This is a genomic window from uncultured Litoreibacter sp. (genome assembly GCF_947501785.1).
Lineage (GTDB): Bacteria > Pseudomonadota > Alphaproteobacteria > Rhodobacterales > Rhodobacteraceae > Litoreibacter.
In genome coordinates, this window is record NZ_CANMXB010000001.1 from 2,041,478 (window position 1) to 2,058,596 (window position 17,119).

The 17,119-nt window shown below is 59.7% G+C and carries 13 protein-coding genes; 8 read left to right on the forward strand and 5 right to left on the reverse strand.

Annotated elements, in window-relative coordinates; translation table 11 throughout:
- The first annotated feature begins 17 nt into the window (after nucleotides 1-17).
- From Q0899_RS10235 to Q0899_RS10270, 8 genes are all read left to right on the forward strand, one after another.
- Nucleotides 18-734: a YafY family protein gene (locus tag Q0899_RS10235; RefSeq protein WP_299192631.1), complete on the forward strand. Its 717-nt coding sequence runs from the start codon at nucleotides 18-20 to the stop codon at nucleotides 732-734.
- Nucleotides 735-1,030: 296 nt separating this feature from the next.
- Complete coding sequence (locus Q0899_RS10240) at nucleotides 1,031-2,494, forward strand: PLP-dependent aminotransferase family protein (protein ID WP_298293429.1); 1,464 nt, start codon at nucleotides 1,031-1,033, stop codon at nucleotides 2,492-2,494.
- A 256-nt stretch (nucleotides 2,495-2,750) separates the two neighbouring features.
- Nucleotides 2,751-4,520: a sulfoacetaldehyde acetyltransferase gene (xsc, locus tag Q0899_RS10245; RefSeq protein WP_298293432.1), complete on the forward strand. Its 1,770-nt coding sequence runs from the start codon at nucleotides 2,751-2,753 to the stop codon at nucleotides 4,518-4,520.
- 86 nt (nucleotides 4,521-4,606) lie between these two features.
- On the forward strand, nucleotides 4,607-5,545 hold the full coding sequence (locus tag Q0899_RS10250) for a phosphate acyltransferase (RefSeq protein WP_299192633.1): 939 nt from the start codon (nucleotides 4,607-4,609) through the stop codon (nucleotides 5,543-5,545).
- Nucleotides 5,542-6,303, forward strand: a complete 762-nt coding sequence (locus Q0899_RS10255) for a sulfite exporter TauE/SafE family protein (RefSeq protein WP_298361674.1) — start codon at nucleotides 5,542-5,544, stop codon at nucleotides 6,301-6,303. Before Q0899_RS10250 ends, Q0899_RS10255 begins: the two co-directional genes overlap by 4 nt.
- A gap of 11 nt (nucleotides 6,304-6,314) precedes the next feature.
- A complete protein-coding gene (locus tag Q0899_RS10260) occupies nucleotides 6,315-9,131 on the forward strand; it encodes a molybdopterin oxidoreductase family protein (protein ID WP_299192636.1) in 2,817 nt (938 codons plus the stop codon).
- Nucleotides 9,128-9,868 carry a 4Fe-4S dicluster domain-containing protein gene (locus tag Q0899_RS10265; protein WP_299192638.1) on the forward strand — a complete coding sequence of 247 codons (741 nt, stop codon included), beginning with the start codon at nucleotides 9,128-9,130 and terminating at the stop codon, nucleotides 9,866-9,868. Before Q0899_RS10260 ends, Q0899_RS10265 begins: the two co-directional genes overlap by 4 nt.
- Nucleotides 9,868-10,743, forward strand: a complete 876-nt coding sequence (locus Q0899_RS10270) for a DmsC/YnfH family molybdoenzyme membrane anchor subunit (RefSeq protein WP_299192640.1) — start codon at nucleotides 9,868-9,870, stop codon at nucleotides 10,741-10,743. The genes Q0899_RS10265 and Q0899_RS10270 overlap by 1 nt, the downstream gene beginning before the upstream one ends.
- Nucleotides 10,744-10,887: 144 nt before the next feature.
- On the opposite strand, the gene hisD is transcribed toward Q0899_RS10270, so the two are convergent.
- From hisD to Q0899_RS10295, 5 genes are all read right to left on the reverse strand, one after another.
- The gene (hisD, locus tag Q0899_RS10275) at nucleotides 10,888-12,195 is read right to left on the reverse strand and encodes a histidinol dehydrogenase (protein ID WP_299192642.1); all 1,308 of its coding nucleotides are present in this window, start codon (nucleotides 12,193-12,195) and stop codon (nucleotides 10,888-10,890) included.
- A 110-nt stretch (nucleotides 12,196-12,305) separates the two neighbouring features.
- On the reverse strand, nucleotides 12,306-12,911 hold the full coding sequence (locus Q0899_RS10280) for a hypothetical protein (protein WP_299192644.1): 606 nt from the start codon (nucleotides 12,909-12,911) through the stop codon (nucleotides 12,306-12,308).
- Nucleotides 12,908-14,551 (reverse strand): hypothetical protein, encoded by a 1,644-nt coding sequence (locus Q0899_RS10285; RefSeq protein ID WP_299192646.1) that lies wholly within the window; start codon nucleotides 14,549-14,551, stop codon nucleotides 12,908-12,910. Before Q0899_RS10285 ends, Q0899_RS10280 begins: the two co-directional genes overlap by 4 nt.
- Nucleotides 14,548-15,528: a membrane dipeptidase gene (locus Q0899_RS10290; RefSeq protein WP_299192648.1), complete on the reverse strand. Its 981-nt coding sequence runs from the start codon at nucleotides 15,526-15,528 to the stop codon at nucleotides 14,548-14,550. The genes Q0899_RS10285 and Q0899_RS10290 overlap by 4 nt, the downstream gene beginning before the upstream one ends.
- 141 nt (nucleotides 15,529-15,669) lie before the next feature.
- Nucleotides 15,670-17,112 carry an NAD-dependent succinate-semialdehyde dehydrogenase gene (locus tag Q0899_RS10295; protein WP_299192650.1) on the reverse strand — a complete coding sequence of 481 codons (1,443 nt, stop codon included), beginning with the start codon at nucleotides 17,110-17,112 and terminating at the stop codon, nucleotides 15,670-15,672.
- Between the last annotated feature and the right edge of the window lie 7 nt (nucleotides 17,113-17,119).

Here is a 17,119-nt window from a genome sequence, read left to right on the forward strand (position 1 = left end):
AACGCGAGGCTATACTTTTGCGCAAAGCGGAGCGATTATTCGAAATTGTCCAACTTCTCCGCCTTTCGCGAGCGCCAATTTCTGCGCAGCATATCGCAGGTGAGCTGGGATCATCCAAACGGTCCGTCTATCGCGATATCGCAGCATTAAAGGCGCAAGACGTTCCGATCCGTGGCGAAGCTGGCGTCGGTTATGTCCTTGAAAAGGGCTTTGATATGCCGCCGTTGATGTTGACGTCTGATGAACTGGATGCCGCCGTTTTAGGAGCGTCTTGGGTTGCAAGCAGAGGCGAGCCAGACTTGGCAAAAGCCGCCCTTAACTTACTAGCCAAGATCGAGGTTGTCGTACCTGAACGCCTAAGGGCACACGTGTTGGAACCCGCTACGAGTATCGCACCTGTTGTTCCAGCCATTGAGGTGGTCGATTCCTCATCCCTTAGAAATGCCATCCGTCGGCATCGAAAGATAACCTTGGTATATGATGGCGGTTCAGGAGTGCGCACCGAGCGTGTCGTCTGGCCAATCTTACTTGGTTATCGGGACACAGGCCGCATTCTTGCGGCTTGGTGCGAACTTCGAAGTGGCTTTCGTTACTTTCGCACGGATCGGATGATTTCAGCGGAGACTCTAGAGCAACCAATACCGGAAAATGCGCTGGCATTGCGTGCACGCTGGCGTTCCGCGATGGATCAAGAGCGAGCGAGCTATGCAAGACAGCCCCAAGAAGACAGATAAAGGCCTTTGCTGCATTAGGCGTCACCAAAGCCGACACTGGTGCATGTCGCAGCATTCGGCACTCTGGGCTCAAACCGGACTTTCGCTGCGCTTCCACAAAAAAGCCCGGGCGCAAAGACTACCTCCTCTATTAACCCCTCATACGCGAAACCTTGGCCGACGGCGTGTCGGTACAGGCTGTGTACAGTGTGTGTACAGACTGTGTACGCCGGTTTTGCGGGCCTTAACTTGGTTATTGCTTCCGTTTTTGGTGCTGGTTCGGTATATCCAGACGCAGACCGCCATAAGGCCAACCCATGCCCATCGCTATCGACACGTTCTTCCTCGACCCAGCCTTTGAAGGCACCTTGCAGCAGCAGATCCAGCAGATGGTGGCGGGGGGTGTATTGTCGGGCCGATTCCGCCCGGGGGAGAAGCTGCCCTCGTCACGCAAACTGGCCAAACATCTTAACGTCAGTCGCATCACTGTGACGCTCGCCTATAACGAGTTGATGGCCGATGACTACCTCACCTCTGCGGGCCGGTCGGGCTACTACGTTTCTGAGAACGCACCCGAGCCGCCACAGATCAGCGGACGCGCCAGTCAGGACACCGTGGATTGGTCCCGCGCCATCGGCAACCGCTTTTCCGGCGCGCTGCAGGTCGAAAAACCAGTGGACTGGCGTAAGTACAAATACCCATTTCTGTACGGCCAGGTGGACCCCTCTCTCTTTGATCGCCAAAACTGGCGTCTCTGCGCCATAAGAGCCTTGGGACAAAGGGATTTTGACAGTCTGACGGCGGATCAGGTTGACCGGGACGACCCCCAGCTGTTGGAATTCATTGCGCGCAACACATTGCCCCGCCGCGGCATCCTGGCCAACCCGGATGAGATACTTGTCACCGTCGGCGCGCAGAACGCTTTGTGGCTGACCGCGCAGGTGCTTTTGACCCAACGCCGGACGGCCACGCATGAGGACCCGTGCTACCCGGGCCTGCGCCACATCCTAAAGCAATCGCGCTGCCACCGGGTGCCGATCACCGTGGATCAGGGCGGCATATTGCCGGACGCAGTGCCTGCCGAAACGGACGTTCTGTTTACCACGCCCAGCCACCAATGCCCGACCACCGCCACCATGCCTTTGGACCGGCGCAACGAGCTGCTGCGCCGCGCGCGCGAGGATGACTTTTTGATCGTTGAAGACGATTACGAGTTCGAGATGTCTTTCCTCAAACCGCCATCCCCAGCCCTGAAATCACTGGATGACGACGGCCGTGTGATCTACATCGGGTCCTTCTCCAAATCGCTCTTCCCCGGCCTCCGCCTAGGCTACCTAGCAGGCCCCGCCCCCTTCATCCGCGAAGCCCGCGCCCTGCGTTCTGCGGTGCTAAGGCACCCCCCCGGCCACATGCAACGCACTGCCGCCTACTTCTTGTCACTTGGCCATTACGACGCGCTCATCCGGCGGCTCAGGAACGCGTTTCATGACCGGCGACGGCTGATGGATAAAGCCATTGACGAACACCAATTGGAGGTCGCGGGTGTCGGTACGTTTGGTGGGTCAAGCTACTGGATGCGCTCGCCCGAAGGGGTGGACACAATGCGATTGGCCGAAGCCTTGAAGGAGCAGTCCGTTCTTATCGAACCGGGCGCGCCGTTTTGCGAAGGGACAGGCCGGGTGTATCGCCATTATCGCCTTGCGTATTCGTCAATCTCTGCAGCGCAGATAGCACCTGGCATAGCAAAAATTGCTGAGGCAATCGAGCAGTTAAGGCCTTAAAATGGGACTTTAGGTTTCCATTAATTGAATCTTTGAGACGCACTCTTTTGACGCACATACTCCCGAATACGTCTGGAAAGAGGTTCACAAAAGTCCCATTTTTGAGAAAATTCGGCACAACTGGTGATTTTTTGGATATATACCTCCATCCAACTGGCTCTAACCTAGACAGTTCTGCGACGCTAAGTTAGCCCCAACGTCAATACGGGGCCGTTTTGCCCCCGCGTTCCACCTCACGTTTAAGGGAGAGACCCCCATGAAGATGACGACCGAAGAAGCCTTCGTCAAAACGCTGCAAATGCACGGCATCCGCCACGCTTTTGGGATTATCGGTTCGGCCATGATGCCGATTTCCGACCTGTTCCCAACCTCCGGCATCAAGTTCTGGGACTGCGCCCACGAGATGACCGCTGGCATGATGTCCGACGGCTACACCCGCGCCACTGGTGAAATGTCGATGATGATCGCGCAAAACGGCCCCGGCATCACCAACTTCGTGACTTCCGTCAAAACCGCCTACTGGAACCACACCCCGCTGCTGCTGGTCACCCCGCAGGCTGCCAACAAGACCATCGGCCAAGGTGGCTTCCAGGAAATGGAGCAGATGAACCTGTTCGCTGACTGCGTCGCCTACCAGGAAGAAGTCCGCGACCCGTCCCGCATCGCCGAGACGCTGAACCGCGTGATCATGCAGGCCTACCGCGCCTCCGCACCCGCGCAGATCAACATCCCGCGCGACTTCTGGACCCAGGTCATCGACATCGAACTGCCGGTCGCCGTTGATTTTGAACGCCCCGCTGGTGGCGCAGAAGCCGTCAAGAAAGCCGCCGACCTGCTGTCCTCTGCCAAATTCCCGGTCATCCTGAATGGCGCGGGCGTTGTACTGGCAGGTGGCATCGAAGCCTCTGCCAAATTGGCCGAAACGCTCGATGCACCGGTATGCGTGGGCTATCAGCACAATGACGCATTCCCGGGCAACCACCCGCTGTTCGCTGGTCCGCTGGGCTATAACGGCTCGAAAGCCGGGATGGAGCTGATCGCCAAAGCCGACGTTGTTCTGGCCTTGGGTACACGGCTCAACCCGTTCTCCACCTTGCCCGGCTACGGCATCGACTACTGGCCCACCGAGGCTAAAATCATCCAAGTGGACCTGAACCCAGATCGCATCGGCCTGACCAAGAAAGTCACCGTCGGCATCGTGGGCGACGCCAAGAAGGTTGCCGAAGGCATTCTGGCCAACCTGTCTGACGGTGCAGGCGACGCAGGCCGCGCAGATCGCAAGAACCTGATCGCACAAACCAAATCGGCTTGGGCGCAGGAACTGACCTCGCTGGACCACGAAGAGGACGATCCGGGCACCACCTGGAACGAACGCGCACGCACAGCCGAGCCAAACAAGATGTCCCCACGCCAGGCATGGCGCGCGATCCAGTCGGCCCTGCCGAAGAACGCGATCATCTCGTCCGACATCGGCAACAATTGCGCGATCGGTAACGCCTACCCTTCGTTCGAGGAAAGCCGCAAATATTTGGCACCCGGTCTGTTCGGCCCATGTGGCTACGGCTTCCCGGCCATTGTCGGCGCGAAAATCGGCTGCCCGGACGTGCCTGTTGTTGGTTTCGCTGGCGACGGCGCATTCGGCATTTCGATGAACGAAATGGTGTCGGTGGGTCGCGGTGACTGGCCAGCAATGACCATGATCATCTTCCGCAACTACCAGTGGGGCGCGGAGAAGCGTAACACCACGCTGTGGTTCGACGACAACTTCGTGGGCACCGAACTGGACACAAACGTGTCCTACGCCAAAATTGCAGACGCTTGTGGCCTGAAAGGCGTGCAGGTCGACAGCATGGACGCGCTGACCGACGCTTTGAACGAAGCGATCAAAGGCCAGATGGAAGGCAACGTCACGACCTTCATCGAAGTCCTGCTGAACAAAGAGCTGGGCGAACCGTTCCGCCGCGACGCAATGAAAAAGCCCGTCGCAGTGGCTGGAGTCTCTGCATCGGATATGGCCGCAGAGTAATTCTCGCGCCATACTGCGACCTTACCCGCCCCAAGACATTGGGGCGGGTTTCGTGGTGAAAAGGCTTGGTATTGGGAGAGACCACCGTGAGTTCTGAAAATCCGTTCCTGTCCACCCGCGAAGCCGTATGCCCCCCCAATTTGCTGGAGATGGCCCAAAACGCCACCTCCCCCCGCGTGGCCATTGCCCGCGCAGGAGCACCGCTTCCCATGGAAGCCGCTCGCGACGCCACCGAGGCCAACATCATGGAGCCGGTCTTCACTGGCGAACGTCACATGATCGAGGCAGAGGCCGAGAAACTAAATTGGGACATTTCACAATTCCAACTGATCGAGGCAGAGGGCGAAGCTGATAGCGGCATGGCCGCTGCCATGGCCTGCGGTGACGGCCGCGCTGACGTGATGATGAAGGGTCAGCTGCACTCCGACACGTTCATGCGCGCCGCTTTGGCCCGCGACGCGGGGCTTCGCACAGGTAACCGCCTCGTCCATATCTTCCACATCAGCCATCCCGATGGCGGGCCATCCATCACCATCTCGGACGCCGCCGTTAACGTGGACCCCAATATCGAGACCCGCAAAGACGCGACCCGCGAAGTGGTCAAGCTGCTGCACATGATCGGCAATGATCGCCCGAAAGTGGCGTTCCTGTCAGCCACCGAAAGCGTGCTACCTGCCGTGCCATCCTCCGTCGAAGCGGATGAGCTGGCCACATGGGCCAAATCGGAAATTGAAGGCGCGGACTTCTCAGGCCCCTTAGCGTTGGACCTGATCCTCAGCCCTGCTGCGGTTGCCACAAAGAAGCTAGCCGCTGACCCCGTTGCAGGCAAAGCTGATGCGATCATCGTGCCAGACATTGTGTCGGGCAACTCGCTGTTCAAATCCTTCGTCTATCTGACAGGCGGTTGTGCCGCTGGCATCGTCATGGGGGCAAAGGTACCGGTTTTGCTGACGTCTCGCGCCGATCCGCCCGCGGCCCGTATGGCGTCCATCTGCCTCGCCGCGATTGCGAACGCATCCAAATGAACCTGCTTGCCGATCTCACAAATCTGACCACGACAGAGGTTCTGCTGCTCAGCGCCATTATCTTCGTCGCCTCCATGGTGCGCGGCTTTTCAGGTTTTGGGCTGTCTGCCGTGGTGATGGCCTCGGCCATCTTCATCTTGCCGCCTTTGGCGCTAATTCCGATGCTTTGGTTCCTCGAGATGGCTGGTAGCCTGGCCATGTTCAAAGGCGGCATGAAGGACGCGGACCGGCCCACTGCCAAGGGACTAATCATCGGCTCCGCCTGCGGCTTGCCAGTGGGTCTATTGATCAACATGCAATTGGCGACAGAGACGTCCAAAGCGGTCGCCCTGTCAGTCCTAATCGTCTTGGCCTTTGGCCAGCTGGCAAAGATTAGAATGCCGTTCCTTGCAACGACAGCAGGCACATATGGCTCTGGCCTCGGCGCGGGTATTGTCACCGGGTTTGCCGGTGCGGGCGGTATGCTCATCGCGCTATACATGCTCGCCCGCAACCTGCCTGCACGAACCATGCGCGGTACGCTTTCAATCTATCTGCTCGGCGCGGGCGTGCTTGGCCTCGCTACGCACCTGATCATCGGCACTATGGACCAAACCGCGATTGCCCGCGGCCTGTTCTTCATCATTCCAACGCTCCTTGGCCTCTACGCAGGCCGCGCGCTCTTCATTCCGCGCCTGGAGCCTTACTACAAACCCTTCTGCCTGACGCTGCTGCTTGGCCTCGCCTCGCTCGGCCTCATCCGCACCGTATCCAACTAGGAGCCTTCGCCATGAACCAACCCGTGATCAATCTGTCGCCCAAGGTCTCTGACGAGGTCCGCAAGACCACCTGCTACATGTGCGCCTGCCGCTGCGGGATCAACGTCCACATGAAGGAGGGCAAGGTCGCCTATATCGAGGGCAACAAGGATCACCCGGTCAACCAAGGTGTGCTCTGCGCCAAAGGCTCAGCGGGCATCATGCAGCACAACGCCCCGTCCCGTCTGAAAGCGCCGATGAAGCGCGTCGGTCCTCGCGGGTCAGGCGAGTTCGAAGAAATCACGTGGGAAGAGGCCTACGACATCGCCGTCGGCATCCTGGAACCTGTGCGCCGCGACAACCCCGAAAAGCTGGCTTTCTTCACAGGCCGCGACCAATCGCAAAGCTTCACCTCCCTCTGGGCACAAGGTTTCGGCACCCCGAACTACGCTGCCCATGGCGGCTTCTGTTCCGTCAACATGGCCGCCGCTGGCATCTACACGATGGGCGGCGCGTTCTGGGAATTCGGCCAGCCCGACTGGGACCGCACCAAGATGGTGATGATCTTCGGCGTCGCGGAAGACCACGATAGCAACCCGATCAAAATGGGCCTCGGTAAAGTCAAAGCGCGCGGCGCGAAGGTCTACGGCGTCAACCCGATCCGGTCCGGCTATAACGCGGTCGCCGACGAATGGGTTGGCATCACCCCCGGCACCGACGGTCTGTTCATCCTGTCGCTGGTTCATGAGCTGTTCAAAGCCGGCAAGATCGACCTGCACTACCTCGCGCAATGGACCAACGCGCCTGTGCTGGTCAACGGCGACGAAAAGTCCGAAGACTTCGGCCTTCTTATGCGCGACAAAAACAACAAGCTGATGGTCATCGACCGCGCAACCGGCAAGCCTGCCGCTTTCGACAAGAAAGGCGTCAAGCCGGACCTCGCAGGTTCCCAACGCGTCAAAGGCGTCACCCACCGCTCTGTCTTCCAGCACATGGCGGAGAAATACCTCGACCCGCAATACGCCCCCGAGGCCGTCGCTGCTAAAACCGGCATCACAGCCGAACGCATCAAACGCATCGCGGCTGAACTTGCCGACGTGGCCTTCAACCAAGCGATCGAGGTCAAGCAAACCTGGACCGATTTCCGCGGCGAAACACATGACAAATTTGTCGGCCGCCCCGTTTCCTTCCATTCCATGCGCGGTATCTCCGCCCATGCCAACGGCTTCCAGACCTGCCGCGCCCTGCACATGCTTCAGATCATCCTCGGCACCGTTGAGACCCCCGGCGGCATGCGCTTCAAACCGCCCTATCCCAAGCCGCCCGAGGCGCATCCAAAGCCGCATTGCAAGGTGACACCGGGCGAGGCGCTTGACGGCCCGCATCTGGGCTTCACCCATGGCCCCGACGATCTGGCGCTGAAGGAAGACGGCTCCCCCGCCCGCATCGACAAGGCCTTCACATGGGAAAACCCGATGTCGTCGCACGGCATGATGCACATGGTCATCTCCAATGCCCATGCCGGGGTTCCTTACAAGATCGACACGCTCTTCATGTATATGGCGAACATGTCGTGGAACTCCTCGATGAACACGCGCGGCGTAATCGACATGCTGACCGACAAGGATGAAGACGGGAATTACGTCATCCCCAACATCATCTATTCGGACGCCTACAGCTCCGAAATGGTCAGCTACGCCGACCTGATCCTGCCCGACACAACCTATCTGGAACGCCACGACTGCATCAGCCTGCTGGACCGCCCGATCTGCGAGGCCGACGCCGTCGCCGACGCAATCCGCTGGCCCGTGGTCGAGCCCGACCGCGACGTCAAAGGCTTCCAATCCGCGCTCTGCGACCTCGGCGCGCGCCTCGGCCTGCCGGGCTTCGTCAACGAGGACGGCTCCCAGAAATACAAAGACTACGCCGACTACATCACCAACCACATCCGCCGCCCCGGCGTCGGGCCCTTGGCGGGCTTCCGAGGCAATGGCGACGAGCACGGGCGCGGAGACTCCAACCCCGGCCAACTCGATGCATATATCGACAATGGCGGCTTCTGGATGGAGCACGTCCCCGAGGACGCCGCCTTCTTCAAGCCATGGAACATGAACTATCAGGATTGGGCCGTCAAAAAATCCTTCTTCGACAAGCCTATGCCCTACCTGTTCAACCTCTACGTCGAACCCATGCGCCGCTTCCAACTCGCAGCCGAGGGCCATGGCACGCGTCAACCGCCTGATCATTTGCGAGAGCGGATCAAAGCGACAATGGACCCGCTGCCAATCTGGTACTCCAACGAAGACGAGAACAAGGCTGACGAATACCCCGTCACCGCCCTCACCCAACGCCCGATGGCGATGTACCATTCATGGGGCAGCCAAAACGCATGGCTCAGACAAATCCACGGCCACAACCCGCTCTATGTACCGACAAAAATCTGGGAAGAAAACAACTTCCAGGAAGGCGATTGGGCCAAGGTCGCCAGCCCGCATGGGGAAATCACCGTCCCCGTCGCGCATCAGGCCGCGCTGAACGAAAACACCATCTGGACATGGAACGCGATCGGCAAACGCAAAGGCGCATGGGCACTGGAAGAAGACGCGCCTGAGACCACCAAAGGCTTCCTGCTGAACCACCTGATCCACGAGCTGCTCCCCCCGAAAGGCGACGGCCTGCGCTGGTCCAACTCCGATCCGATCACCGGCCAGGCCGCATGGTTCGACCTCAAGGTCCGCGTCGAAAAGGCCCCCACGCCGGAACAGCCGCAAACCAAACCCAACGTACCGGCACAGAAATCACCCGTCGGCAAAGGCCCTAAAAACCTGACATGGAAGCTCGGCAAATGACCCAACTCCCAACCCATACCGAGAAGAAGCTCGGCCTTGTCATCGACCTCGACACCTGCGTCGGCTGCCATGCCTGCGTGGTGTCCTGCAAAGGCTGGAACACGGAAAACTATGGCGCGGCGCTCAGCGATCAAAACGCCTATGGCAAGGACCCTTCCGGCACCTTCCTGAACCGCGTGCACAGCTACGAAGTGCAACCGGAACAAGGCGCGGCACAGACCATCCACTTCCCCAAGAGCTGCCTGCATTGCGAGGACGCGCCCTGCGTCACCGTCTGCCCAACAGGCGCCAGCTACAAACGTGTCGAAGATGGCATCGTGCTGGTCAATGAAAGCGACTGCATCGGGTGCGGCCTCTGCGCATGGGCCTGCCCCTATGGCGCACGGGAACTCGACCAAGCCGAAGGTGTTATGAAGAAATGTACCCTCTGCGTCGACCGCATCTACAATGAAAACCTGCCCGAGGAAGACCGCCAACCGGCCTGCGTCCGCACCTGCCCCGCGGGCGCACGCCATTTCGGCGATCTGGGCGATGAAACCTCTGACGTCTCCGTGCTGGTAAAAGAACGCGGCGGGTTCGACCTGATGCCCGAGCAAGGCACCAAACCCGTCAACAAATACCTGCCGCCTCGTCCAAAGGACGAGCAAATCGACATCCTCGCCCCCCTGTTGGAACCCGTGGCCGCTGAGCCAAAAGGCTTCCTTGGCTGGCTCGACAAAACGTTGGAGAAACTCTGATGCACCCCGCACCCTCCATTATCTTCTTCACCGTCTTCTCCGGCCTCGGCTTTGGCATGCTGGCCTTCCTCGGTCTCGGCAAACCCGACGTTTCCGGCTTCACCGCTTTCATCTTCTTTGCCATAGCCTATGCGCTTGCCGTGGGCGGCCTGATCTCCTCCACCTTCCACTTGGGCAACCCGCAACGCGCGCTAAAGGCCTTCACACAATGGAAAACGAGCTGGCTGTCGCGCGAAGGCTGCCTTGCCGTGGCCACCCTTATTGTCATGGGCCTCTACGCCATAGGGATCATCTTCTTTCATACGCGCATCGGCATTCTTGGCCTGTTGGGCGCGGCACTTTGCGTTTGTACGGTGCTCGGCACATCCATGATCTACACGCAGATCAAAACGGTTCCCCGCTGGCATCACTGGACCACGCCATTGGTTTTCCTAGGCTATGCCCTCACAGGTGGCGCGTTTCTAACCAGTCAGGTTCGCGTTGCCGCCGCAGGCCTCGTCACCATTGGCGCGTTGCAGGTGATCGCATGGATCATTGGCGACAAACGTTTCGCGGAGGAAGGCTCAAGCATCGAGACCGCAACAGGCCTCGGCGCCATCGGCAAGGTCCGTATGTTCGAGGCCCCGCATTCCTCGAAAAACTACCTGATGAAGGAAATGGTCCACGTCATCGGCCGCAAACACGCCCGCACATTGCGCATCATCGGCGTCGTTCTGCTGTCGCTGCTGCCATGGACGATCTTGATGTTCTTCCCGTTCAGCCATGTCCTGGCGGTCATCGCCCTATTGGCCCATGTCGCAGGCGCTCTAACTACGCGCTGGTTGTTCTTCGCGGAGGCAGAACACACGGTCGGCCTCTATTACGGGCAACGCTAAAGCTTCTTTCTGCCGGAAATATGCTCTAGGGGATGCCTGCGTGGCGGGGAGGGAACCTCCCCAAGAACGCAAAAGAAAACGCGCCGCAGGCTCATTCAGGCCACGGCGCGCTGCGGATTTGTGCGCGGGGGGGGCGTCGCCGGGTCAGTCGTAGCGTTCCTGTTGCGACACCTCGAAGTCAAACGCGGTCTTCCCGCTGAATTTCTGCAAACGCCAGTCGCAGGCCCGCGCATGACCGTCCATGCCCTCCAACCGAGACAGCCGCGACCCCACTTCCGACATTTCCGGGTCAGCATCGGTCGCAATCTCCTGCCAGGTCAGGATCTTGAGAAATTTCATCACGTTCAACCCGCCAGTATATCGCGCGGCCTGCCGCGTCGGCAGGATGTGGTTGGTCCCGGAGCATTTGTCGCCATGTGACACTGTCGAGCCTTCGCCAAGGAACAAAGACCCGTAATTGCGCAACCGGTCGCGCCACCATTCCAGATCTTTGGTTTGGACCTGCAAATGCTCGCACGCGTATTTGTCAGAAACCTCTGCCATCTGTTCGTTGTCTTCGCACACAATGATTTCGCCGTAGTCACGCCAGGACACCATTGCCACGTCGCCCGTAGGCCAATCTGCCGCGACTTGCGGCAGAATCCGGTTCACGGTTTCAGCCAGGTCAGACGAGGTTGTAAACAGCCACACCGGCGAATTCACCCCATGTTCGGCCTGCGACAACAAGTCAATTGCAACGGTCATCGGGTCGGCGGTTTCATCCGCAATCACGGCACTTTCGGTCGGCCCGGCAAACAGGTCGATCCCAACGCCGCCGAACAACTGGATTTTCGCCTCAGCCACGAACGCATTGCCGGGTCCGACCAGAATGTCAGCGGGCTGCGTGCCAAATAGCCCAAACGCCATCGAGGCCACGGCCTGAACGCCGCCCATCTCCAAAATGACGTCCGCGCCCGCCAAGGTCATCGCATAGCAAACTGCGGGGTCAATCGCGTCTCCGCGCGGTGGTGAGGCCGCGATCACGAACGGCACACCCGCCGCTTTCGCCGTTGCCACGCTCATCAAGGCCGAGGCGACATGCGCATAGCGCCCCCCCGGCACGTAACAACCGGCGCAATCGACTGGCACGCATTTTTGGCCCAGCATAACACCCGGCTCGGTCTCAATGGAAAAGTCGCTCAAGCTGGCGCGCTGCGCGGCTGCAAATCGGGTGATCTGGCGATGCGCAAATTCGATATCGCGTTTGGCCTGCTCGGGAACCTGGGCCACCAAGGCATCCCGCTTCTGTGGTGACAACACGAAGTCACCCCTCCAACCATCAAGTTTCTTGGCATAGTCCCGCACGGCATCTTCGCGACCTTCCCGGATCGTAGCCAGCATTTCGGCAACCAAGCCGCGCGTTTTGGTGTCTTCAGCCACTTTGTCAACGACGGGAGATTTGATGTGTTTCATAGGGCACCTTTAAAACCAAACTCTGGTTCAGATGCCGCGCCGACGTCGCACGAGGCAATCAGTTTCGGGCAGGAAGCCACGACAATCAAGAATCCCGAAACTGTCCTTCGCTAGTCATTGTCGCTCAATCCGGCGCCGGCACCGGCATTGCGGGACGCTTCGCTTGCCGGAACATAGGTTTTGGCGGCGAACTGCTGAAGCCTGTCATGCACCAAATCAGGAACGGGTTGGGGCTCGCCAATCGGATCCAGTTCCGTGCGGTCGGACAAGCTGATCATGACGACCCCGCGATCCCCTTTGTTCAATGCAAACTTGACGCCATAAACCGCCTCGGCATTCACCAAATAGGGCCATAGCAGCAGCGGCCAGTCCAAATTTTGAACCACAACGCGCTGCGCCCCGGCGATCAGCCGGTCTATGATCATTGGGCCGGCCATCAAGACCTTTGCCTGCTCAATCACGACATGGGCGTCGGTCCCCTCTATGACCGGGATGTGTTGCGGCCCATCCAATGCGGCAGCTGCCATCCCCAATAGATGCGGGTCGCTCATCAAAAGATGGGAAAGCGCCGAGAGGTCCTGCGCATGCCCCAGCGGCAGGCCGCTGCCGATCCCGGCCTTCAGCAATAGCGCCTGCACCTCGGCAACGGACATGCGGCGCCCGGCATAGCCCGGCCCCTGCGCCTTGAACCGCGCGAACCAGTCAGACTGGGTCACGCCGCAAACACCGGCAGCCACCAATCATCGGCATCTGCCAGCTCGTCAGACAGCGGAGCGCCCTGTGCCAGTGTGATACGGGTCCAGCGGTCAGATTTCGGGTCGAATTTCGACGCCCCGAAGAAGGACAGTTTGCAGCGCAGCATGTCGATGGGTCTGCAGCTTTCGCAAATCAGGTTGTCGCGTATTTCCGCATAAGGGAACAGCTCCAGCCGTTGCACACGCCTGACGGCGTTGCGGTGTCCGGGATGGTCCCGCAAAAAATCGACGAGCAGGCCGGGGTAGTCGTTGAGATCAAACGACATTGCCTGCACCTGCCGGGCAATATCCAACGGGCTTTCCAGTTCGCTACCGGGCTCGTCGTAGCGGCGGCCAAGACGTGGTTCCAGCTTCTCTTCCGAGACATACCAAAACTGCGCCGTTTCTTCTTTGCTGGCAAAGTCCACCGGCAGCGCCCAGCCAAAATGCTGGTCGATCAGTTGCTTCAGTTGCGCGACCCCCATGCGGGGGTCCAGCGGCGTAGCGGCCGCCATCCCCATACACTCAGCCAGCCCATCCACCATGTCGCCAAACGGTTCGATGACAAGGCTGACGACCAGCTCCTGACAATCAAGGCCAAAGGCCTCGCTGATCCGCACCAGCTGATCCAACGGCTTGTGTTGATCCAGCAAGTCCGGCAGCTCCGCGCACAGGTCAGCCCAATCCCTGCGCAAGTGTTCGATCCGGGCCTGATGCGCGGGGTCTGGGACCTGCCATTGTGCCAAATGCTGCGTCGCGCGGGCGGCCAGTTCGGTTATCCGGGCCACCTGAGCACCATCCAAAGCCCGCACCGCGCGCACGCGGGCCAATGCCGTTTCGCGCGCCATCATCCAGTTATTCAACAGCTCAGGGTGGCTGACCAGAAACGGGGCCATCCCCAGCCCGGTGGAGTTGCCCACCCCAATATGACGCTTCAAATTTCGGTCAAGCTCCGCCCCGCCGACATGTTCCACCAGATCATGGGTGAAGCCACGGATCAGCCAGACCGTCAGCATCTCCGCCATGAACGGGCCTTCCAGCCCGGGCCTGTCGGCAATGACGCGGCGGTCAGCGATGCCAAATTTCCCGTTCCCATAGACGGCGGTCGTGCGCATCAAATAGCCAATGCGAGCGACCATGCTCGCGTCTATCAGGGTGCCTGAGCGCAGGCCATCGGCGACATGGGCAAACAGGCGCACAGATTTGTTGGCGCGGCTCAGCACGAGGTCGCGCTCGCAGAACCGGCCCGCCTCCTGCAACGGCGCATTGGCGTGCAGCCGGGCAATCTCATCCCCGTCCGGCACGCCGTCATACAAAACGAATGCGCTGTCCCAAGCCTCTGCAATCACGCGGTCGGTTCGTTGATCCGCGTCCAACCGGTTTGAAAACGCCACCAGCGAGTAAGTGAACCCGCCAAGCTCCAATGAATACACCGCGTGGCCATAGCCCTCGGCATCCATCTCCCAAACCGGGCGGGTCACGTCCACCTGCTCCGCCGATAAACGCCGCATCAGGCTGCGCAGAAAGCTCAGCCGGGTTGGAAACATCGACCCCATCCGGTCCAGCCGCATCACGTCAGAGGCCGGTCGCAGCGGCTCCTGTGGGGGAAGCGCGGCATTCATGCGGCACCAAAAGAGCTATCATAAAACCGCAGCCAATTGCCGCCCATGATGCCGTCGACCTCCGCTTGGTCAAATCCTGCATCCAAGAGCCCCTTGGTCAAGTTAGGCATGTCGCGGTTGTCCACAAACCAATCTGGCTGCTCCGGGAACCCGGCCTGCGCCGCAGACCCTTCGCCGTAATCCATTTCCTTCGACCATCGTCCGTTGCGCATCCAAGTCACCACGCTGTCGGGTTGGTCCTGACACAGATCGGACCCAATGCCCAAATGCTGCGCGCCATACCGCGACGCCGCCTCCGCAATCATCTCGCAAAAGCTTTTCAGGGTGCAGGCAGTGCCGTCCTTCAGGTGATGTGGGTACATCGAAAAGCCCAACATGCCCCCCGCTTCCGTCAAAGCGCGGATCACGTCGTCCGATTTGTTGCGCAACGCGGGATGCCACCAATCAGGGTTGGCATGCGTGATCGCGATAGGTCGGGTCGAGTGCTCAATCGCCTCAAGTGTCGAGCGGTCCGCCGAATGGCTCATGTCCACAACCAGCCCCACGCGGTTCATCTCCGCAACGGCTTGTTTGCCAAACCGCGTTAGCCCGGTGTCATCGGGTTCATAGCAGCCCGTCGCCAGCAATGACTGGTTGTTATAGGTCAGCTGCATGAAGCGGATGCCAAGCTGGTGCCACACCTCAATCAACCCGATGTCGTCTTCAATCGGCGAAGGGTTTTGAAAGCCGAAAAACACCGCCGTCCGCCCGGTCTCAACAGCCTTCCGCACGTCATCTCCAGACGTGCCGCGCATGATCAATTCAGGGTATTGTTCAAACCACCGGTTCCACTGAGAGACGTTCAACACCGCCTCGCGAAAACTTTCATGATAGGCAATGGTCACATGGATTGCGTCGACACCACCCTCGCGGAGTTGCCTGAAGGCTTTCTCCGACCAATTCACATATTGCAGGTTATCAATGACAGGCGCGCTCATGCCCGCACCCTGTCACAAAAAATGGCAAAGGCAAGAAAAAGGGGCACTGCCGCGCCCCTTCCCATGTTCCAAAATATCCCCGCCGGAGGCCAGAGTTTCACCGAAACTCTGATCAAAACTCTTTGCAAGAGTTTTGCCCGCCTAAAAGTCGATCGCGGTGTATTTGGTTTCCATGTAGTCCTCCAGGCCTTGGCTGCCGCCCTCTTTGCCCAGCCCGCTTTCCTTCACCCCGCCAAACGGCGCCTCTACGGTGGTGATCAGGCCAGAGTTGATCCCGATCATCCCGTATTGCAGCTTTTCGGTCAGCTTGAAGATACGGCCAACGTCACGGGTGTAGGCGTAAGACGCCAGCCCGAATTCAGTGTCATTGGCCCAACCAATCGCTTCATCTTCGTCCTCAAACTTGAAGACCGGCGCGATGGGGCCAAAGATCTCTTCCTTGGCGAACATCATGGACTGGGTGGCCTCCGAAATAATGGTCGGTTCAAAGAAGCTTTGCCCCTTGTCATGGCGGTTGCCGCCATGCACGACCTTGCCGCCTTTGGCTGTCGCGTCGGCGATGAACTCTTCCACCTTCTCAACCGCGTCCATGTCGATCATCGGGCCTTGCTCCACGCCGTCTTCCAGCCCGTTGCCCACTTTCATGGCCGCCGTGGCCTTGGTCAGCTTCTCGACAAACTCGTCATAAACGCCCGCCTGCACGTAGATGCGGTTGGCGCATACGCAGGTTTGGCCGGAGTTGCGGAATTTCGACACCATCGCGCCAGCGACGGCCTTGTCGATATCAGCGTCATCAAACACCATGAACGGCGCGTTGCCGCCCAGCTCCATCGACACTTTCTTCACGGTACCCGCCGATTGCCGGATCAGCTCTTTGCCGACTTCGGTGGAGCCGGTGAATGTCACCTTGCGCACCCGCGGGTCATCCATAATCGCCCCGCCAATTTTGCGAGCCGAGCCCGTCACCACATTGACCGAGCCCGCCGGGAAACCGGCCTCTTCCGCAAGCGCGCCCCATGCCAATCCGGAATACGGCGTCGCGGTCGCGGGCTTGGCCACCACGGTGCAGCCAATCGCTAGCGCGGGCGCCACTTTGCGGGCCAGCATCGAGGACGGGAAGTTCCAGGGTGTGATCATGCCCACCACACCAATCGGGTGCTTGGACACGAGGAACCGGCGGCCATTGGTTGGCGCAGGGATAATCTCACCCTTGGCGCGGCGCACCTCTTCAGCAAACCAGCGCACATAGGCGGCACCAATGCCAATCTCACCCATGGATTCCGCCAGCGGCTTGCCCATTTCCACGGTCAACAGCTCGGCCAGCGTCTTCTGGTTGTCCATCAACGCATCATGGACCTTCATCAAAAGCCCGACGCGTTCCATCAACCCCATGCCGGCCAGCCCGTCAAAGGCCGCGTCCGCCGCGTCAACCGCGCGCAGTGTTTCCGCATCGCCAGAATTCGGAACTGTGCCGATAACCTCACCCGTCGCCGGGTTCGTCACGTCGATGGTCTCGCCGCTGTCAGCCGCGACCCATGCGCCGCCAATGAGGTTCGCCTCTTTCATGTATTTGGTGTAGCTCATCGCTCAG